Genomic DNA, 20,116 nt, shown 5'->3' with positions numbered 1-20,116 from the left:
GTATACCGCCAAGCTTGAAGGCTTACTTTTAAATTAAAATTATAATTTCGAACGCGTTTGGGAATCTGGCTTAGCCAGCAAGCGAATCAGTGTGTTTATAACTGGGCGTTTGGTTTTGCCAACAAGACCAATAACCTCTGCACCAATCTGTAGGAAGAACATCATAATACAAATCACGACAAAGGTGACCCAGTTCGCTTCATTAAGCGCAGCAGACGATTGAATCACGGCCAATACACCGAAAAATGCCGCAATACCGTAGATAATCAACACCGTCTGTCTGTGACTGAAACCTAGTTCGCGTAAGCAGTGATGCAAATGACCTTTATCCGGAGAGAAAATCGGTTTTTTCTGCAACTTGCGACGAATGATAGCAAAGAATGTATCTGACAAAGGTACACCGATAATAATCAATGGCGTAATAAAAGATACGATAGCAATTTGCTTGAAACCAAGCATGGATAGCATGGCCAGACAGAAACCTAAAAATAATGACCCTGTATCACCCATAAATATTTTCGCAGGATGAAAGTTGAAAAATAAAAATCCGATAATACTGCCCAGCAGTACAAGACAAAGCATAGCTACCATGTAATTGCCCATCAATACCGACATCACAAAGATAGTCCCAATCGCAATTCCTGAGACACCTGCAGCCAGTCCATCCAGACCGTCAATCAAATTGATGGCATTCGTTACACCTACGATCCAGAAAATCGTAAGCGGAATGGAAATCCAGCTTTCCAAAGATGAGTATGCATCCTGAAAAGGTACATTTACAAAATCTACACGAATATCAAAAGCAAACACGACCATACACGCAACGGCAATTTGAGCCAAAAATTTCAATTTTGCATTGAGATCAAAACGATCATCGAGAGCACCAATCAGTGTAATCAGCGTGCCGCCAATCAGAAAGGCTGCGATAAAGTTAATATCCCGAGAGGACAGCATTCCGTCAGGCACAAAAGGTAACACCGCCAATAAGGACAACAGAAATGCCAAGAAAATCCCCAGTCCGCCAAGACGCGGCATAATTCGGGTATGTACTTTTCGGGCATTCGGTACATCGACGGCTCCAACCTTCACAGCGAATTTCTTGACGAGCGGTGTCAGTAACAGCGCAAGTCCCAGTGCCATGATGAACCCAATAATATAGATCAATAACATTTGATCATTCGACCCCCAATTTTAAAGCAATCCCTTTTCAGATGTAACCGCATTGAATTATACTCTGATCAAAAATAAATACCAAGCTTCATATTCTGGCAAATTAGCGGGTTTTGAAGGCAGATTCAAGCTATTTATCACACTTTTGTGACGTTTTCTTTTTCGCGCATCACTTTCGCGGCGAATTTCGGCAGCGCAAGCATTCTTTTGTATCGGCTTGGCTCTTTGAGGAGTCTATATAACCATTCAGCCCGTAGCTTTTGGAACAATTTAGGTGCGCGTTTGGTTCTGCCTGATATAACATCGAAGCTACCGCCAACCCCCATCATCACCGGTACACCCAATTGTTCCTTATATTTACCAATCCAGGGCTCCTGTGTGTCCGCTCCACGTGCTACAAACAACAAATCGGGATTTGCTTCACGAATGGCTGCAATCACCGCTTCATCCTCTTTAGGTCCAAAAAAGCCATCACGCTTGCCACAAACCGTAATCTGGGGATAAAGCTCATGTACCCGCTTTGCGGTCGCTTGAATCACCTCAGATGTTGATCCCAGTAAATAAACCTTCCAATGATAGTTTTCTCCAGCTGCAAGTAATTCATGTAACAAGTCAAAGCCCGCTACCCGCTCAGGCACAGGATGTCCTACATAGTTTGCAGCCCAGACCACGCCAGTCCCATCTGGAACAATCAACTCTGCCTTTTTCATCACATTCATGTACACTGGATCTTCCAATGCAGCCATTACCATAATCGGATTGGCAGTGATCACTTGATGCGGCTGGCGAGACTCCACTGCTTGAATTAATACCTTTAATGTATCTTTCATATTAAGCCTTGATACCGGAACACCGAAAATCGGGACGGTAGGCACATTCGTAACCTTATCAACTGTCACTGTATCCATCATCCTTTGCGACACAAGTAATTAACGATATGCTGTGCCGGTAAGCGAGCCTCACTTTTTAACAAAGCAATGGCCGCTCCCTGGCTCTCGATCCATTGACTTCGCTGATCCAGCAACCGCATAGACTCATTAGCCAGCTTTTGTCCATCCAGTGCCTCTGTAGTGCCTACAGGCTGGCTACCGACACGGCTGAGGAAATGATCAATTTTGGGATCGTAGGATATCCCCAATGGAGGCACTTGGTGGGATGCTGCATAGATCAAGCTGTGTAATCGCATCCCGATCATCAAACTGCAACGACTGACTTCCAAAAGCATCTGTTGAGGATCGGTGACTTGATCGCACATGCTGACAAGGCTTCCCGTCCCCCTAATATCCCCCAACAAATCCATTACCATCCTTGAAGCCTGCTCGTCATCAGGCAGATGGAAAGGTAAAAAGCGTAAGTGTACACGGCGCTCAGCAGCTAATTTTTTCAAGCCGTCCGCAATAGCCGTTAAATCGCGACGCTCCTTATCCCAGTAACGTACAGATACACCAACGATCGGAAGTTTATCCTTATCCGTCTCAGTTGCTGCTTTATGTTGCTCGGAACCCGAGGGCAATGGAAGCCCCATTACCGGATCAGGAACAACTTCGACAACCGGGTTTTTTAGTTTCATAGTACCCAGTAGTGCGGCAGACTGCTCATCTCTTACAGAAACATATTCACAACGCTGAAACACAGAACGGATCATAGGATAAAATATCTTCCGTTGTACCGGACCAATGCCCTGAGCATATACAAACGTCGGTTTTCCAGCCCATTGGGCCAGTTTCAGAATCGCCAGATAATACGGAATACTTTTAGGGCTTGTTGCATCCTGGAGCAAACTACCGCCGCCACTTATTAGCCCATCGCTGTTTTTAATCGCTCTACGAACTTCCCCCAGACTCATCCGTGGTACAGCTTCTACTCCGTACATTTTCTGTGTCCAAGCGGGGTCAGAAGACAGAACAACAGGCTTGATTGTAATCCCCGCCTGACGACTCTCCTCCTCTAAAGCTGTCAAAATCGACTTAAGCACCGCCTCATCTCCACTATTGTTAAAGCCGTAATAACCCGAGATGACTATCGTTTGAGCTGTGGTGACCATTTCTTCCAACACCCTTCCAGCACTTGCCACACGACAATTGCGATGATTCCCAGCACCAGGCCCAAGCCCAATCCTAACAGCCCGCGACTAAGCGACAATGCCGCTGGAGAGTGAATGTGAGCAAAGGTATCCACCATAGAGGCTTGACCAATAGCAGCTATAATCAACAAATAGATTGCTTTGCGATATTTCACAGCCAGGAATGCCCCTGCAATAAACAGTGGGTGAGCCATCAAAAATTCCTTATTGCGCGGACGTACACCAAACGCATTTTCAAGGAAGTTCCGGAAGACCAACTCCGTGTTCGACACCGTACCCGCATTTCCGGTACGAGTCAAATAGTAATAACCTGCGGCTGCGATAACAGCCAGTGCGATAACCCACAATACAGTAATCGGCGTACGTAGCAGCTTGGAAATTTCCTCCCGTATAGAAACGCCACGATAAAAGAAAATATATATCGCTGCCAAGAAGATCGGCAGAATGTGAAGCAAGCTTACACCTCTAAATTGATTCAGCACAAGGCTGTAGGCAATACTGTTCAACAGCGCAATAACGAAAGGCACCGCAGCCAGCGACAAAATCGCCGTCTGCACGTACAGTATAAACGTTTGAATCAAACGCTGACCTACAGAAAGTTCAGCACCCTGTTCACGTTTAATTCTAATCGTACGCACAGCGATGATCATTGCAACCGTAGGTCCGCTAATCGCTGCGAGTAGGGCCAGGCCTTGCTCCATCAAGCTAGAGTTCAAAACATAAAGTCCTGCTGAACCTACCAAGCCAAGTGCAAATGCCAGCAAAGTCAATGCCGGGACGAAATAGGACACCATAATGGAGAAGAATGCCAGTGCACCTAGTAAGACAATCATTTTCAGATAGCGCTGAATGGACGAATCCACGACTTGGAACGGTTCAGCCTGTCCGAGTTCAAACCCCTTTTTCTCCATCCGTTGTACAGCGTTACCCGGCTTGTCCAAGCTGTGGATTAGGTTATCTACCGAATCCTTCACCTTGGCTTCAGCAATACTACGGCTAGGCGCGGTATTCAGATACAACATGCGAATATTACGGTCCTTGGTGGCCAATGCAAAACGATCGGCCAACGTTTCAACATCGAGCGTTGAATCTTTATCGCTCAATGAGTATAAACGCACAACGTTATAGTGGATATCGTAAGCGAGCTTATTGAAGCCTGCTTGCGGTTTTTTTAAGTTTTCGATAGCAGCTAGGCCAATATCGTATTTGTTCAGCAATTTAGCAAATGCCGCTAAGCTATGCTCTTTCTCGTTATCGGTGAAGCCTTTGACTGAATCACCTTCAAACAAAATGCGTTTTACACCATTTTGCTGAAAGGAAGCAAGCATCTCTTCCGTCAACTCCTGGTTGTAAGGAAGACTGTCGCTCATCCGTGGAACAATAAAAAATCCTTTGCTCCGAAGCTGCTTCATCGCAATCGGGTCAGGCTGCATGGGCTTGAGATACGCATCCTCTGGAGATGTTTCCACAACTAACCCTTCCTGTCCCTGATAAGTCCAAGGTTTTACATTGATGTCCAGGCTTGTAAACGTACGTAAAATTAACGGCTTTAATGCCTCGGCATTTTCTTTATCAGCGAAAACAATATACGTAAAATTCTCATTTGCAGGTGAAAGCCGTTTTTCCATATCGGCAACGTTCTGAGTTGTATAGGTTACGACGCGACCCGCTTTACGGAAATCATCCAACGTACTTTCATACATGGCCATGCTGTTCACACCCGCTTGCTGTAAGCGGTCAAGTTGCTCATTCAGATAGTCCTGCGGGTGAGCCTGATACGAGGCTGCCTCTGTCAAATCCCGATAATCGAATACAATCTCTACTTTTTTACTCGAGGATTCTGTCTTCACACGATCGGCGATGACTGGAATGGAAGCCAGCAAGCCGACAGCCACCAAAATCCATAACCATTTTCGAGAAGCCGTATTCCAATACTGCCATTTCTGATACACCAAAGAACCTCCTTAATATTCGGGATTTTGCAAAATTCAATGCTGCCCACCTCGCCATACTCAGCCTTTTGGTAGGTCACTCATTGAATTTTGCAAAATCCTCCGTTGCCGGAATAAGCCTATTTTCCCAAAGCCTCTTCCAGGTTATTCTGCAATACAGAAATGACCTCCACGGCGTACTGCCCTTTGCCGTGAGAGGTCACCGATTACTATATCTTATCCAATTACCTTAACCTATTCTATTATAAAGGGATTTTTCTCAAGCGTCTACGCGAGCCATAACAGCATCGACCAGATGGCTGATTCTTTGCTCCGCGTCTGCCAGCGAGGAACCGCGTACCGCAAAGTATACTTTGATTTTCGGCTCTGTGCCCGAAGGGCGCAGGCAAAACCACGAACCGTCCTCCAGTAAGAATTTGAGTACATTTTCCTGTGGAAGTCCGTCCAGACCTTGTGAGTAGTCCAGTACCTTGTCTACCTTCACGCCTGCAATCTCTTGAGGCGCGTTGTTACGCCAATCGGTCATTTTGCCCTGAATTTGTGCCACTCCATCCTTACCCTTAAGGGTACGAGACTCCAGCTTCTCAAGGAAGTAACCAAACTGCTCGTACAGCTCTTGTAAAACATCATAGAGCGTCTTACCTTGGGTGCTGTAATAAGCAGCAGCTTCAGCGATCAGCATAGCCGCCAAGACAGCATCCTTATCGCGAGCATAATTCCCTGCCAAATAACCATAGCTCTCTTCATAGCCAAACAGGTAGGTGTACTCGCCAGTTTGGTCAAATTGGTTCATTTTCTCGCCAATATACTTGAAGCCAGTTAGCGTGTTAAACACGGTTGCTCCAAAATGTTCGGCAATGACTGCACCCATTTCGCTGGTTACGATGGTTTTGATAACAGCCCCATTATTCGGAAGCTTGCCTGTTTCTTTCAGTTGATTCAACAAGTAGTAAACCATGATCGCGCCAGACTGATTACCGGACAATACCACATATTCGCCATCACGGTTTTTCACAACTGCACCCATACGGTCAGCATCAGGGTCTGTTCCGATCAACAGATCTGCACCAATGTTCTCACCCAGCGCAATTGCCAGCTTAAACGCATCACGTTCTTCTGGGTTTGGCGACTTGACAGTCGAAAATTCAGCATCTGGCAACTCTTGCTCAGGCACAATATGCACCTGTTCAAAACCGATTTTCTCCAGCACACGGCGAACCGGTACATTTCCAGTGCCATGGAGAGGTGTAAACACAACTTTGAAGTTTTTGCCTGGTCCGGCTGCAATCAGCTCACGGTTCACACTCACACTGGCTACCGTATCTACAAACGCTTCATCTTCCTCTTCTCCAAGCCAAACCAACAATCCCTGTGCCTCTGCTTCCTCACGTGTCAGACTGCGAATGTCGGCAAAAGAAGGAACCTCACGGATATAACCAATTACCTGTTCAGCCTGATCTGGAACAAGCTGACCCCCTTCATCGTTGTATACCTTGTATCCATTATACTCAGGAGGATTGTGACTCGCTGTCACAACAATCCCTCCACTGGCTCCCAAATGACGTACACTAAACGAAAGCTGTGGCGTTGGACGCAAGGAAGGGAACAACTTAGCCACGATACCATTGCCCGCCAGCACCAAAGCTGCATCCAGAGCAAATTCTGGTGAAAAATGACGCGAATCATGTGCAATAACAACCGAAGGTTTTCCTTCTTTACCAGCATGCTGTTCTAAAATATAGCGAGCCAGCCCTTGAGTCGCCCGTCCAATGACGTAACGGTTCATCCGGTTACTTCCTGCCCCGATCACTCCACGCAGACCGCCTGTACCAAATTCCAGCTCTTTGTAAAAGCGATCCTCCAGTTCCTGCTCGTTGCCTTCCAATGCGCGCAACTCCTGTTTGGTCTCTTCATCAATATAAGGGTCTTGCAGCCAGCTCTCAATGCCTTCTAGTGCTTTTTTACTCAACTGCGTCATACGGAATTTCCCCTCTCCATTTTTGGGTTGTCAAAACAGGATTTCTATGTACACATGCACTCGGTTCAGACGTCGTGCTTATGTCGGCAGAGCTTTATTTATTGGGGAGGGTCAGATAAAGCAAACATAATTTCGCCCTCAGCTACTACCGTATCGCCTACTTTAGCCGTAGCTTTCCCTTTGCCAAATGCGCCTTTGGAACGAGTGATTTCCACTTCAAGCGTCAGTGTATCCCCAGGAACCACCTGCCCACGGAAACGGAAACCATCCAACCCTGCCAAGAACCCGATTTTGCCACGATTGCTCTCTAAGTGCAGTAATGCGACAGCCCCAACTTGAGCCAGTGCTTCGGTGATCAACACACCAGGCATAACAGGATACCCCGGAAAATGTCCAATGAAATGAGGCTCATTCATCGTTACATTTTTAATGCCTACTGCTTTTTTTCCTTCCTCCAGCTCAATAATACGATCCACCAATAAAAATGGCGCTCGATGTGGGATAATCTCCTGAATTTGATTAACATCCAATTGCAATTTGTCCATTTACCTTAATAACTCCTCCCGCTTGCAGGTTTGACTCTGTATCAGTCATGAGTTACTGCAAGCATAATATTACCCCGCTTGCGCTGCATAAAAACAGCTCATAACGGCAACAATGTTAGATATCCTTCACCTACTGCAGAAGTGGAGGTTGAGATAAGGGGCTTTTTCCGCCGGTTATGCAACCTGAGGCGCGAAGAAGCCCTTTTGCCCGTGCTTGGTTTTACCCCGCAGTGTTATAAACTTCCCCATCATTATACAGTTATCAGATGCAAAAAGAAAATTACGCGGAAGTACCATATTGGGTGCTCCGATTATGGGGTGAAGCGGAGATTCAATTGAGCAAAGGGGGAGGGGCTGCACGATTTATTTGATCTTCCGATCGCTGTTGCCCCTAAATTTTCTCATTTTATAAAACCTGCAAGGTTAAAATTTAGGGGCAAAGGCGAACGCTATCGCTTCTCCAGATTCAAATAAATCCCTCCGCCGAGTTACTTTTGGCTCAAAAAGAAAGCAAGCTTCAATAATGCTCGCTTACCGTGAAGGGCAGAGAAAACCGAAGGCCTCTGTGATAACCTTCATTGGCCACAATCCATGCGTGCTACGCTGGAGGCCCCTCCCTTAAAAGCATAACAAAACCCCGCGCCACTGGCACAGGGTTTTGTTATTCTATACTCCCCACACAAATTGCGGGTGGTTTATTTTAATAAAAGTGGCCCTATGGCGGGTAGCAGCGGAGCGAAGGATTTGAATCTGTAGAAGCGCGAGCGTTCGCCTTTGCAACGGGATTTTTACATCTGATAATTTATAAAATAAGAAAATCCCGCTGCAACAGCGATCGTAAGATCAAATCATTCGCGGAGCGACCTTTTCCCGCCCCCACTCATTTAAAGTAAACTAAGGCGCAAATATAAGATCAATGACATGCTGCCAGGTTTTCCACTCGAACACGCCTGACAACCCTTGCTTACCTACAATTACATATCCTGCAATTAAGCCGCCTAACAGCGATAACAGGAGCAGCAACGGAACTATGAAATAACGAGCAGTACGCCAGCGGGACTTCGTCTTTTCAGGCACCGGACGGGAATCAGATTGTTCTTCTTTCATCACCAAATCCTTAAGCCCTCAGATTGTTGGCCAGGTTCATCATCGTATCGCTAGAAGTTAGTGCCCGTGCCGCCATTTGATACATCCGCTGAACTTGCATCATATCCGTCATTTCGCCCGCTAAATCCACATTAGATTCCTCAAGATAACCGGAACGCACAGATACGTCCGCTGGAACAGCACCTGCCACACCTGCTGCTCCGAATACATTTGCCTCTGTTACACCATTCAACAACACGAATAGGTTATCATCCCGCTGTTCCAGTCCTTCTGGACGCTGTACATCCATTAACTTGATTCTCTGACCAACTGTCGGATCCCCAATTCCATTAGCACGAATCAGCAATTCGCCATCCGAGTTAATAGCCACCTTGGAACCCGCTGGAGCAGTCACAGGAACATCATTGTTATCCAGCACGGAGTAACCTTCAGCAGTGGTCAACATCATCGTCGCACTATCATTCGGATCAGGAACAAAATGAAAGCTACCGTCACGGGTCCAAGCTTTTTGCCCATTCCCCTGGACTTCAAACATGGCATTACCTTGAATCGCCAGATCGGTAGGAAGTCCCGTCTCTTTGAGCGGACCTTGCTCCATATTTTTCATGATTGCGGCCGTTTTAACTCCGTAGCCCAAATTATAGCCGAGCGGCATGGCTCGTCCATTTTGGAGATACGTTGAAGGCTGTTGCTGCACATTGGCCAGTACATCTTCAAAGGAACCCTGTTTACTCTTATAACCAACTGTATTGATATTAGCAATATTATCGGCAATTAAATCCAAACGCTGCTGCACACTGGCCATAGATACCATTGCGCCAATCATGGAGTTGTTCATCACTTACCCCCTGTTATACACGGCCTACTTCATTAACGGCCTTGTCCAAGCTTTTATCGTAAAATTGAATTACCTTCTGATTCGCCTCATACGCTCTTAACGCAGCCATCATATCCACCATCGACTGTGAAGCATCTACATTAGATACCTCCAGATAACCTTGACGAACGGATACAGCATCATTAGCGGTTATCATTCTAGCTGTAGCACCGTCAGTATCATTCAGGCGGAAATTTCCATTGCCCTCACGAACGAGCTGGTACGGACGATCAATGACACTAATACCGAGTGTCGTCCCTAACGTCTGGTTGGACTGGCTATCTACCAATTCGCCCCGCTCATTTACTTTAAGCGCTGAGACAGCCTCCGTCAATTGAATTGGCTTTCCATTCGTATCCAGCACCGCTGAGCCAGTCGATGAAAGCAATGCTCCCGCTCCATTTACTTGAAAATGTCCATCACGTGTATAACGAACGTTACCATTACTGTCCCGCACCGTAAAAAACGCTTCTGGACGGTAGGTGACTTCACCGTTAGCATTGATGAATTTCCCTGCCTGATCAAAAGCCATAGGTTGACCAGTAGCTGGGTCGTTCACATTAATATTGGACTGTATCGCGAAATCCGTCGCTTGTCCACTGTCCTTTAATGCTCCCTGAATGTAAGGAGAGAGGCTTTCCTCAGCAAAAACGCCAGTATTGAGCTTGCCGACCGTACGGTCCGGGTTATCAGGGTTACCACCCGTCATGGAAATAAGCATCTCGGGGAAAGAACGCTGAACACTGTTCTCCTGTTTGTATCCCGTCGTATTCATATTAGCAATATTTTGCGTCACGGTGTCATGGCGTCGTTGTTGTGTCATCAATCCGGCGGCCGCAGTATATAAACCTCTCAACATGTATGGTGCACCCCAATCCTATACTCTGCTAAAATCATATGCTCGCGCGGAGGCATGAAAGCCAAAATGCTAGGCAACCTGTCTGACCGCACACGAGTCTCTTATAGTCACTATCGGCAGATTAGAACTTTTTCTTAACCACATGATCCAAATTATCCAGCATAATTCCTGTACCTTTAACAACACAATGCATCGGATCTTCGGCAACCAGTACCGGAACACGCAACTCTTCAGCAAGCAGCTCGTCCAATCCACTAAGCAAGGCACCGCCACCAGTCAAAATAACACCACGGTCAATAATATCAGCTGACAGTTCCGGTGGGGTCTGCTCCAATACAAACTTGGCCGCAGCAACAATCGCCGACACAGGATCTCTAAGCGCATCCTGCACTTCATCCGCAGAAATACTTAACGTTTTGGGCAATCCGGATACCATATCCCGTCCACGGATGTCCATTTCTGCACGCCGTCCGCTCGGATGCACGGTTCCGATAGCAATCTTGATATCCTCAGCCGTACGTTCCCCGATCAAAAGCTTGTACTTCGTTTTTACATATTTCATGATGGCTGTATCAAATTTATCCCCTGCCATTTTAATGGAAGAAGCTGTTACGACATCCCCCATAGAGAGGACTGCAACGTCAGTCGTTCCGCCACCAATATCCACTACCATGTTGCCACTAGGCTCAAAAATATCCATTCCTGCCCCGATGGCAGCCGCTTTTGGTTCTTCCTCCAAAAATACTTCCTTGGCCCCGCTACGCTCCGCCGCTTCACGAATCGCTTTTTGCTCCACTGAGGTAATGTTCGTCGGCGCACAAATTAGAATACGAGGGTGGCTGTACCAGCTTTTTCCCCCTACCCGATTGATAAAATATTTTAACATCGCTTCTGTTACTTCAAAATCGGCGATGACACCATCACGTAATGGACGGATGGCTATGATATTACCAGGAGTACGTCCCACCATACGGCGCGCTTCCTCTCCGACAGCCAGAACTCTTTTTGTATCGCTTTCTATCGCGACAACGGAAGGTTCGTCAAGAACAACCCCCTTCCCTTTGACGTGGATAAGCACGTTGGCCGTACCGAGGTCGATACCGATATCATTACTGAACATATTAAAAAGGCCCCCAAAGTGATATTTTAAAAGCTAAGATTCGACAAGAAGCGGCAAATATATGTATAAACCTATGGTTACATGTCATTTTTCGTCTTGTACCATCTTTTAACATATCATACTTCAGGGGGTTGATTCAATGGCTTTGCCAGCCAATTCACTATATATTTTTAGGACTTGCCGGAAACGAGGATCTCCCTCCGTTTGCCACTCGTTTTTTTGTACTTAATTTTCGTCGCTTCTCCTCCCCTCAGATGGCGGATGGATTTATGGTATTCGAGAATGTGCTTCACCTGATCGGCAAGATCCGGGTTGATTTCAGGCAGCCGTTCGGTCAGATCTTTATGCACCGTGCTCTTGGAGACACCAAATTCCTTGGCAATCGTACGGACCGTATTCCTTGTTTCCACGATACAGCGACCGATTTTGATGGTCCGTTCCTTGATGTAATCGTGCACGCTCCCGCCTCCCTACTGTGGATAGTTTGGTACATTATATGAGGAGCGTGCCTATATATTCGCGGTTTGGCGGGAAGACATGCTTCGGAAGGCCTATTTATTTGGCAAAAGCAGCTTATGTTTACCTTATGCACAAAAACTACACAAGAAAAAAGCAGGGAATATGGATTCCCCGCTTTGCATGCAAAGCCATGACCAAATTTATTTTTTAGGAAGCAGACCTGCTGGATTCACCGGCTTGTCATCCTGATACACTTCAAAATGCAGATGTGTTTTCAAATCCTTTTCAAGCTCGTTACGACCCGCTGAAGCAATCACATCGTTTTGTTTCACTTGATCGCCTTCTTTTACTTTCAGATCACTCAAGCTTTGGTACACCGTTTTGAGATTATTATCATGCGTGATTTCTACGACATTACCTACCAGCGGATGTTGTTCTACACGGGATACTTTGCCACTCAGGGCGGCTCTCACTTCAAACGCCTGATCGTCGGCCCGGGAAAGATCAATTCCAGTGTTAGCGGTAAATGTTTTATCGTACTCTACCATAGCTGCCGCCTGCTCATCAGCTGTTGCGTTCTCATCAAAGAACGGCTTTACGACTTGTACTGCGCCAGCATCTGTCACTGGCCATGCGATATTTTCCGACTGGGCAACTACTTCCACGCTTTCTGGCTGTTGTCCGTTAACATCGGTATTCACTGCACTTGTGCTTTGTACCGATGGACTAGCTGGGTCAGGTTTGAAAGACTTCTGGCTGGCATCCTGATAGACCCACACTAAGGTTAGTATAATGGCTGCTGCGGCAATGTAGGCTGCCGGGTATGCCCACCTTTTGGACAACAGCTTTTTCCACGAAGACGGCCGTGAAGCTCTTCCACCCTGAAAGGTTTTGGGTGTTTCTTCATGGTTTTGGTTCTGGTTTTTATTTTGTTCATTCATTTGCTCATCACCTCAGTAACCAGTGTTACCGGGTGCAACTCTTTTATACTTCAAAGTTTCGAAATATTTACTAACTTAGAATACGAGAGGCTTGCGCAAAAGAAATGCCAGTATAATAGTGAAGGAGAATTTGAGTGGCGGTATGACCTCCCTTGGCCATTCCATTGGCTCCCCACTGACTCATACCAACACCATGACCATAACCATAGGTTGTTATAGCAATCCGATTCCCTTCAGCCTTCCACGTAAACTCAGCCGAACGTAACCCCAGTTTGTTACGGATTTCCGGCCCTGTAAAGATTGAGCCACCAACCTCAATCTTCTTGATGCGATGTCCTTCCGTCTTCGAGAGTATACGAATCTCTGGCATACTTCCTCCTCCAGTAGAGGCGGCAATTGCAGTACGACTCAATCCCAATCTATCGAACACACTCTGACGACTCAGTGTGACGGTTTCTGTATAACGTGGGGCCAACTGCTTGTCCCATGGACTTGACACACTTCGTAAATAGGGTACTGGCTTCGCCCATACATCCTCTGAATTTTCGGTATAGCCGTTGCTAGTAGAAAAAAAAGATGCCGTTATGGGCTTCCCCTCATATACCATGATCGTATCCTTGGTGTCTCGTACAGCCTGCTGAATTTTAGCCAGCTCTGCGGATTTACCAGAACGCCCCCATTCTCTAGTAAGTTTGGCTTTGGAGATATAAGCCTGATGTTTAACAGTATCCGTCACATCTGCTCCCGCCGGGGCACCGCTAGTGTCATCAGCCAGCAAACGTCGGGCAATGAAGGTACGCGCGGCAATAGCCTGTGCTTTTAGTGCCTCGCGCTCGAAGCTGGGCGACATTTCGGCGGCTACTACGCCGACAATGTATTGCTCCAGCGGTAACGTCTCCGTGCGACCGGTAGACGTGACGTACACGCGCACGTCCGGCTCTGCTGCCACCGGCACGCTGCGCGCTGGAGCAGCGGGCACCGCCGGTATCGGCGGGACGCCCGGCAAGCGCGTGACGGGCATCTCGCCCTTTGCCGTCACGCTAGGCGCAGCTGGTGCTGCCGTGCGACTGCTCGGCGGCAACGGCTGCGCCGTCTGGCGAGGCCACGCCATTAGCGCGGGCACAGCCATGGCAAGCACCAGCACCCCTGCCATGGCAGCGAATGGCAGCCATGGGCGTCTGCTGCCCCAGCGCGGGGTACGCCCGGCGGATGGACGCAGGTGCGGCAGCGACACCTGCAGCGGACTTGCAGCGCGTGTGTCATGGGCCGCTGCTCCAGCGATAGGCAGAGCCGTTTCAACGGAGTTCACAGCGGAAGGCACGGCTGTTGTACGCCGATTGGGCTTGACGCCAGTCGGCAATGTACCTCTTGTGTCCGGCTGCTGTTGCATAAGCTTATTTTTCTGTAACGAAGTAGCTATAGAGCCAGAGCGTTCCTCCGCAAGTGAAGCCTGGCAATGTTCCTTAGGATGATGAATGGGTATACGGATGCGAACCTGTGAATCTTTCATAGGCTGAAACCTCCATCAAAGGGCTAAGTGTCCAGCTGGAAGTACAGATATACTCCAGCAGATATTTTCAATCATATGAAGTCGTCCACTTTGATAGAACCATTTTAAGAGAACTGAAAGAACGAAAAAGACTGACTGTAAACAACAAAAAACCAAGCCCTTTCGGACTTGGTTCCTTATTGTTCAAGAATATACTTATGCAACATGAAGCTACATACGTTAAGGCTTAGGCGAGGGAAGGCTGGATTTTCTTAAACAGATTCCCCGACGTCTCTTCCGGCATTACGCGCTCTGTACTGGGTGAATGATCCAGTTTGGACTCTTCCACGGTCACTCTGTAAATGTCCGCTCCCAATCCAGTCAGCTTCTCAGCCAAATGAACGTAACCGCGATCGATGTGATGTACGCCGGATACCTCCGTTGTACCTTCCGCAATGAGTCCGGTCAGAATTAACGCAGCACCTGCACGCAAATCTGTAGAGGTTACTTTCGCACCTGTCAGCTTAGCATTACCAGTTACAATGGCGGAACGACCTTCGACCTTAATTTCGGCATTCATGAGATGAAATTCATCCACATGCATGAAACGATTTTCAAACACGGTTTCCGTAATAATGCTCGTTCCTTCAGCGGCAAGTTGAAGTGCCATCATCTGAGACTGCATATCGGTAGGAAAACCAGGATAAGGCAATGTTTTAACATCAACGGCCTTTAACGGCTTATCTGCAATGACACGAATTCCGTTCTCATCAGGTTGAATGGTTACACCCATTTCTTCCATCTTGGAAATAACCGGTCCCAAATGATCGGATATTGCGCCTTCTACATATACGTTCCCGCCTGTGATCGCAGCAGCAACCATATAAGTACCTGCTTCTACCCGGTCGGGAATGACGGTATGTTTTACACCATGCAGCTTCTCAACGCCTTCAATACGAATAACGCCCGTGCCCGCACCGCGTACTTTGGCACCCATTCCATTCAGGAAATTTGCGAGATCAACAATCTCAGGTTCCTTAGCAGCATTCTCGATGGTAGTTACGCCCTCAGCAAGAGTAGCGGCCATCATAATATTCTCGGTTGCTCCTACGCTGGCTACATCCAAATAAACTTTAGCTCCACGCAGACGCCCGTTACTTTTAGCTTCAATAAAACCTTGGCCCAGGCTAATCTCCGCGCCCAATGCCTCAAAACCCTTTAAATGCTGATCAATTGGTCGCGTTCCGATTGCGCATCCGCCTGGAAGCGAGATTCTTGTACGTCCCAAACGTGTAAGCAGCGGTCCCATAACCAAGAATGATGCGCGCATTTTCCTAACCCACTCGTAAGGGGCTTCACAGGAAATTATCTTCCGCGCGTCAACACGAATGACCTCATCTTGGTATGTAACGCCTGCTCCTAAGGACTCCAGCACTTTGTTAATGGTCATCACATCGTCTAGAGGAGGTGCATCAATAATAACACTTTCTCCTTCTTCTCCTAGCAGAGAAGCGGCGATGATCGGCAGAACTGAGTTTTTGGCTCCGCTGACTTTGACACTCCCGGTCAATCTGTTGCCACCGCGGACGATAAATTTGCTCATCTATGGTTCCCTCCGCGCGTCATTTCCCTTTTCCATTCTGGAAAAAAAGAACATATTCCGCTATTTTCATGCCTTGCTTTTTCATTACATAAAAAACAAGGTTTTTACTAATACCCTAACTGCCATCATACCACTGATTAAAACAAGTATACAAGCGTTTTTTGTACTTGATGACCATTGTACTCTAACTGATTCAGCCAGCTATACATGTATGGTTCTTTTGTTTACCATTGTTAACAATATGACGCGATGTTATTCGACAATTCCCGCAGAGACACAGTCATAAGGTCATATAACCCGCCTACTTCATGTTAAAACAAATTCTAGAGCATCTGGCTCCAAGAGATGTAGCTCAACAGGAACCCAGAAACCAACTGTCCCAAGATTATAGCAAGAAACAAGTGCAGCAATCTGCCCTGCGGTCCTTTGGGTTGCCGAATTAACAAATCCAGCTTTAAGCTCTGTAAAGCCCACCAAGCTAACGCTATACAGATAAGCGACACGATCATGGAGATCAGCGCGGTCATACTCGCCGATTGACTTAGCTGTTCAGCCAATTGCTGTTTCCCGTTCAACCATAATTCCTCCCATCTGCGTCACAGACTTCTTTATAATACTCGGCGAACGCCTAATATGCCAGTGCTATTTCTGCTTTTAGGACATTTATTTCGACAAAATGTGATTAATCACTTCTGTTTCGTGAATTTAAAAGGTACTAAATACCTAGCAACCGGGCAAGAAATAGGACTGTACATTTGGTAATAACAGCTAAAAAAGGGCCCGATCACAGTGATCGAAGGAAGCAAGGTTCTCCCTCACCTTCTACCGGACATTCTTTGGCAGAAGTTATGAAGTGGTCTCCTTGTCGTTCCATCCGTATACTATGCCGAACCCTTTTAAAATTCCACTTAAAATCCAATATTAATTCTTATTGGTTCTGATGCTTGTAGCATTTAAACGGTTAAGCGCCCGTTGCAGAGCTACTTCCGCCCGATGGTGATCTATCTGTTCCTGTTTGCTCTGGAGCCGCAGTTCTGCCCGCTCCCTTGCCGCACGGGCACGCTCCACATCAATTTCTTCGGAACGTTCCGCACTCTCAGCCAAAATGACCACTTTATCCTTGCGGACTTCAAGAAAGCCCCCATTGACCGCGATCACTTCGGTTTGACCACCGATTTTAATGCGTATCGGTGCAATCTTCAAGGGAGTGACCAAGGGAAGGTGTCCGGGTAAAATCCCAAGATCGCCCTCCGAGCCGCGAACACTGATGCTGTTTACCTGTTCTGTATAGACCAGGCGCTCCGGCGTCACAATCTCTAGTAAATACGTGCTCACTTGAATCCCTCCTGGAAGCTGTCCGCAGACAGCTCACTTCGTAAGGCTCGGCTATTCTTTGCCTGTTGTTTACAGCGTTTTAGCTTTTTCAACTGCTTCTTCGATGGCTCCTACAAAAAGGAAAGCCGCTTCTGGAAGATGGTCATACTTGCCTTCCAAAATTTCTTTGAAGCTTCGTACAGTTTCTTTAACCGGCACATATTTACCTGGGAAGCCGTTAAATGCTTCGGCAACGTGGAAAGGTTGAGAAAGGAAACGCTGGATTTTACGTGCACGTGCTACCAACATTTTATCTTCTTCACTCAGCTCGTCCATACCCAGGATGGCAATGATATCCTGAAGCTCATTGTAGCGGGCCAAAATTTGTTTTACCCCTTGCGCTACATTGTAATGTTCTTCACCCACAACGTCTGGAGCCAAAATACGGGAGCTTGATGCGAGTGGATCAACCGCCGGGTAAATACCCATTTCGGAAATTTTACGTTCCAGATTCGTTGTAGCATCCAAATGGGCAAACGTCGTAGCAGGAGCCGGGTCAGTGTAGTCATCCGCAGGCACATAAATCGCCTGAATGGAAGTAACAGAACCTTTTTTAGTAGAAGTAATCCGTTCTTGCAATTGACCCATCTCAGTAGCCAGCGTAGGCTGGTAACCTACTGCTGAAGGCATACGTCCCAACAAGGCCGAAACCTCAGAACCTGCTTGAGTAAAGCGGAAAATGTTATCAATAAAGAGCAACACGTCACGGCCTTCTTGGTCACGGAAGTATTCCGCCATCGTCAGACCTGTGAGAGCTACACGCAAACGTGCACCCGGAGGCTCGTTCATTTGTCCGAACACCATCGCTGTTTTGTTGATAACGCCGGAATCTCTCATTTCATGATACAAGTCATTTCCTTCACGTGTGCGTTCACCTACACCCGCAAATACAGAAATACCACCATGCTCCTGAGCGATATTGTTAATCAATTCTTGAATGGTTACGGTTTTACCTACACCAGCACCACCAAACAATCCGACTTTACCACCTTTGGCATAAGGAGCTAGCAAGTCGATAACTTTAATACCTGTTTCGAGCATCTCTGCTTGAGTTGTCAGCTCATCGAAAGAAGGAGCTTGACGGTGAATCGGATTTCTAGCCGTTTCACTCATATCAGCACCATTATCAATTGGCGTTCCAAGTACGTTAAATACGCGTCCAAGAGTAGCTTCGCCGACAGGTACTGAAATAGGTGCTCCCAGATCTATGGCTTCAGCTCCACGAACCAGACCATCTGTGGAAGACATGGCAATACAACGCACACGGTTGTCACCTAGATGTTTTGAAGCTTCGAGCGTCAGGTCAATTTTGACTCCGCTCTCCAGCACAGTCCCAATATGAATGGCATTCAGGATTTCCGGAAGCTGTCCACGTTCGAACTCAACGTCAACAACCGGACCCATGATGCTCACTACGCGTCCTTTGTTCATCTTTTGGTTTCCCTCCTACAAGCTTGCACAGCCGCAAATCCGAACCACTCTGATTTGTTTTGCGCCCGCAATTTATCATAATAGTGTAGACATGCTATAAAACAGTCGCAACAAGCCTGATTAAGACTGAGCGCTTGCCCCTGCAACGATTTCCGTAATTTCCTGGGTAATAGCCGCTTGACGAGCACGGTTATAGGTCAAGGAAAGCTCACCAATTAACTTGGAAGCATTCTTCGTAGCAGATCCCATCGCCGTCATCTTCGCTCCCAGTTCACTAGCTTTACCATCCAGCAAAGCGCCGTAAATGAGCGTTTCCGCGTAACGCGGCAGCAATACTTCCAGCACCCCTTCTGGTGAAGGCTCATACTCATAGTTAATTGAGGATGAAGCTGTAGCTGAATCCGGTGTTGCCATTGGTAACAGACGGTCAACTGTTGGAATTTGAGTCAATGCGTTGACAAAGCGGTTATAGCATAGATAAAGCTCATCAAATTCTTTAAGTTCAAAGCCTTGTACAGCCTTGCTTGCAATTGTTTTGATATCTGCAAAAGCAGGTGTATCTGACAGATCTGTTACCGATTCAGCGATAGGGAATTCACGGCGTCTGAAATAATCCCGTCCTTTTCGCCCAATGATGAAAATCACAAATTCATCCTGTGAACGGTGACGTTCAGCAATCGTCTGCGTAACCTGTCGCAAAATATTGGCGTTATAACCACCAGCCAGACCACGATCTGATGTAATGATGAGATAAGCAGTCTTTTTAACCGGACGCGTTTCCAGCATTGGATGCTTGATGTTATTCGCTCCAGAAGCAATGCTACTCACAACTTCCTTAAGCTTTTCCGAGTAAGGACGAGCCGACTCCGCTTTCTCCTGAGCTTTTCTCAGCTTGGATGCAGCGACCATTTCCATCGCTTTCGTGATCTGCTTCGTACTCTGCACACTTTTAATCTGACGTTTAATCTCGCGCATACCTTTTGCCATGATTTCACCACCTTTAAGCTCTAGCAAAGCCAAAGCTAACTTCGTAAGCAATCCCTTAGCTTAGCTTGGACCAAGTCTAAGCACTTCGTAAGATTCAAATCCAGCCGGACATATGTTAAAGGGCCTGTTATAGAGGGTAAA

At 47.0% G+C, this 20,116-nt stretch carries 18 protein-coding genes; all 18 read right to left on the bottom strand.

The genetic code is table 11. The annotated features are described in order from the left end of the window. Positions 1-39 precede the first annotated feature (39 nt). Positions 40-1,170 carry a glycosyltransferase family 4 protein gene (locus tag WA407_RS02555; RefSeq protein WP_013312307.1) on the bottom strand — a complete coding sequence of 377 codons (1,131 nt, stop codon included), beginning with the start codon at positions 1,168-1,170 and terminating at the stop codon, positions 40-42. Between the two features lie 137 nt (positions 1,171-1,307). Beyond that, positions 1,308-2,069, bottom strand: coding sequence for a WecB/TagA/CpsF family glycosyltransferase (locus WA407_RS02550; protein ID WP_235308284.1), 762 nt, complete (start codon positions 2,067-2,069; stop codon positions 1,308-1,310). An 8-nt stretch (positions 2,070-2,077) separates the two neighbouring features. Continuing rightward, the gene (gene csaB / locus WA407_RS02545; protein WP_235306511.1) at positions 2,078-3,214 is read right to left on the bottom strand and encodes a polysaccharide pyruvyl transferase CsaB; all 1,137 of its coding nucleotides are present in this window, start codon (positions 3,212-3,214) and stop codon (positions 2,078-2,080) included. Next, entirely contained in the window at positions 3,190-5,205 is a 2,016-nt protein-coding gene (locus WA407_RS02540; protein WP_235306512.1) for a DUF5693 family protein, read from the bottom strand. Before WA407_RS02540 ends, csaB begins: the two co-directional genes overlap by 25 nt. Positions 5,206-5,464: 259 nt before the next feature. After that, positions 5,465-7,183, bottom strand: a complete 1,719-nt coding sequence (locus tag WA407_RS02535) for a phospho-sugar mutase (RefSeq protein WP_336076698.1) — start codon at positions 7,181-7,183, stop codon at positions 5,465-5,467. A gap of 98 nt (positions 7,184-7,281) precedes the next feature. Beyond that, the gene (fabZ, locus tag WA407_RS02530; RefSeq protein WP_336076697.1) at positions 7,282-7,728 is read right to left on the bottom strand and encodes a 3-hydroxyacyl-ACP dehydratase FabZ; all 447 of its coding nucleotides are present in this window, start codon (positions 7,726-7,728) and stop codon (positions 7,282-7,284) included. An 894-nt stretch (positions 7,729-8,622) separates the two neighbouring features. Further along, positions 8,623-8,835, bottom strand: coding sequence for a DNA-directed RNA polymerase subunit beta (locus tag WA407_RS02525; protein WP_061831651.1), 213 nt, complete (start codon positions 8,833-8,835; stop codon positions 8,623-8,625). 10 nt (positions 8,836-8,845) lie between these two features. Beyond that, the gene (locus WA407_RS02520) at positions 8,846-9,673 is read right to left on the bottom strand and encodes a flagellar hook-basal body protein (protein ID WP_235306515.1); all 828 of its coding nucleotides are present in this window, start codon (positions 9,671-9,673) and stop codon (positions 8,846-8,848) included. A 13-nt stretch (positions 9,674-9,686) separates the two neighbouring features. Beyond that, entirely contained in the window at positions 9,687-10,571 is an 885-nt protein-coding gene (locus tag WA407_RS02515; RefSeq protein WP_336076696.1) for a flagellar hook-basal body protein, read from the bottom strand. Between the two features lie 121 nt (positions 10,572-10,692). Further along, positions 10,693-11,691, bottom strand: coding sequence for a rod shape-determining protein (locus tag WA407_RS02510; protein WP_023990703.1), 999 nt, complete (start codon positions 11,689-11,691; stop codon positions 10,693-10,695). A 170-nt stretch (positions 11,692-11,861) separates the two neighbouring features. Next, on the bottom strand, positions 11,862-12,149 hold the full coding sequence (gene spoIIID / locus WA407_RS02505; RefSeq protein WP_007432737.1) for a sporulation transcriptional regulator SpoIIID: 288 nt from the start codon (positions 12,147-12,149) through the stop codon (positions 11,862-11,864). Between the two features lie 201 nt (positions 12,150-12,350). Continuing rightward, entirely contained in the window at positions 12,351-13,091 is a 741-nt protein-coding gene (locus WA407_RS02500; protein ID WP_069290539.1) for a M23 family metallopeptidase, read from the bottom strand. Positions 13,092-13,161: 70 nt separating this feature from the next. Continuing rightward, positions 13,162-14,601 carry a stage II sporulation protein D gene (spoIID, locus tag WA407_RS02495; protein WP_336076695.1) on the bottom strand — a complete coding sequence of 480 codons (1,440 nt, stop codon included), beginning with the start codon at positions 14,599-14,601 and terminating at the stop codon, positions 13,162-13,164. A gap of 226 nt (positions 14,602-14,827) precedes the next feature. Then, on the bottom strand, positions 14,828-16,183 hold the full coding sequence (murA, locus tag WA407_RS02490; RefSeq protein WP_013312320.1) for a UDP-N-acetylglucosamine 1-carboxyvinyltransferase: 1,356 nt from the start codon (positions 16,181-16,183) through the stop codon (positions 14,828-14,830). Positions 16,184-16,506: 323 nt separating this feature from the next. Next, the gene (locus tag WA407_RS02485; RefSeq protein ID WP_013373430.1) at positions 16,507-16,758 is read right to left on the bottom strand and encodes a DUF1146 family protein; all 252 of its coding nucleotides are present in this window, start codon (positions 16,756-16,758) and stop codon (positions 16,507-16,509) included. A 346-nt stretch (positions 16,759-17,104) separates the two neighbouring features. Further along, a complete protein-coding gene (locus WA407_RS02480; protein ID WP_013312322.1) occupies positions 17,105-17,518 on the bottom strand; it encodes a F0F1 ATP synthase subunit epsilon in 414 nt (137 codons plus the stop codon). Between the two features lie 69 nt (positions 17,519-17,587). Further along, the gene (atpD, locus tag WA407_RS02475; protein WP_013312323.1) at positions 17,588-18,988 is read right to left on the bottom strand and encodes a F0F1 ATP synthase subunit beta; all 1,401 of its coding nucleotides are present in this window, start codon (positions 18,986-18,988) and stop codon (positions 17,588-17,590) included. Positions 18,989-19,108: 120 nt separating this feature from the next. Further along, on the bottom strand, positions 19,109-19,975 hold the full coding sequence (gene atpG / locus WA407_RS02470) for an ATP synthase F1 subunit gamma (protein WP_039271553.1): 867 nt from the start codon (positions 19,973-19,975) through the stop codon (positions 19,109-19,111). Between the last annotated feature and the right edge of the window lie 141 nt (positions 19,976-20,116).

Source organism: Paenibacillus sp. 203 (assembly GCF_037027525.1).
In the GTDB taxonomy this organism is placed as follows: Bacteria; Bacillota; Bacilli; order Paenibacillales; family Paenibacillaceae; genus Paenibacillus; species Paenibacillus polymyxa_B.
Note: the sequence above shows the minus strand (reverse complement) of the source record. Positions and strands in the feature narration are given on the sequence as shown.

Excerpts from the sequence above, each read along its gene's own strand:
- WA407_RS02555 (WP_013312307.1), bottom strand. The coding sequence starts at position 1,170 with ATGTTATTGATCTATATTATTGGGTTCATCATGGCACTGGGACTTGCG.
- csaB (WP_235306511.1), bottom strand. The coding sequence starts at position 3,214 with ATGGTCACCACAGCTCAAACGATAGTCATCTCGGGTTATTACGGCTTT.
- WA407_RS02535 (WP_336076698.1), bottom strand. The coding sequence starts at position 7,183 with ATGACGCAGTTGAGTAAAAAAGCACTAGAAGGCATTGAGAGCTGGCTG.
- fabZ (WP_336076697.1), bottom strand. The coding sequence starts at position 7,728 with ATGGACAAATTGCAATTGGATGTTAATCAAATTCAGGAGATTATCCCA.
- WA407_RS02525 (WP_061831651.1), bottom strand. The coding sequence starts at position 8,835 with ATGAAAGAAGAACAATCTGATTCCCGTCCGGTGCCTGAAAAGACGAAG.
- WA407_RS02520 (WP_235306515.1), bottom strand. The coding sequence starts at position 9,673 with ATGAACAACTCCATGATTGGCGCAATGGTATCTATGGCCAGTGTGCAG.
- WA407_RS02515 (WP_336076696.1), bottom strand. The coding sequence starts at position 10,571 with ATGTTGAGAGGTTTATATACTGCGGCCGCCGGATTGATGACACAACAA.
- WA407_RS02510 (WP_023990703.1), bottom strand. The coding sequence starts at position 11,691 with ATGTTCAGTAATGATATCGGTATCGACCTCGGTACGGCCAACGTGCTT.
- WA407_RS02500 (WP_069290539.1), bottom strand. The coding sequence starts at position 13,091 with ATGAATGAACAAAATAAAAACCAGAACCAAAACCATGAAGAAACACCC.
- spoIID (WP_336076695.1), bottom strand. The coding sequence starts at position 14,601 with ATGAAAGATTCACAGGTTCGCATCCGTATACCCATTCATCATCCTAAG.
- murA (WP_013312320.1), bottom strand. The coding sequence starts at position 16,183 with ATGAGCAAATTTATCGTCCGCGGTGGCAACAGATTGACCGGGAGTGTC.
- atpD (WP_013312323.1), bottom strand. The coding sequence starts at position 18,988 with ATGAACAAAGGACGCGTAGTGAGCATCATGGGTCCGGTTGTTGACGTT.
- atpG (WP_039271553.1), bottom strand. The coding sequence starts at position 19,975 with ATGGCAAAAGGTATGCGCGAGATTAAACGTCAGATTAAAAGTGTGCAG.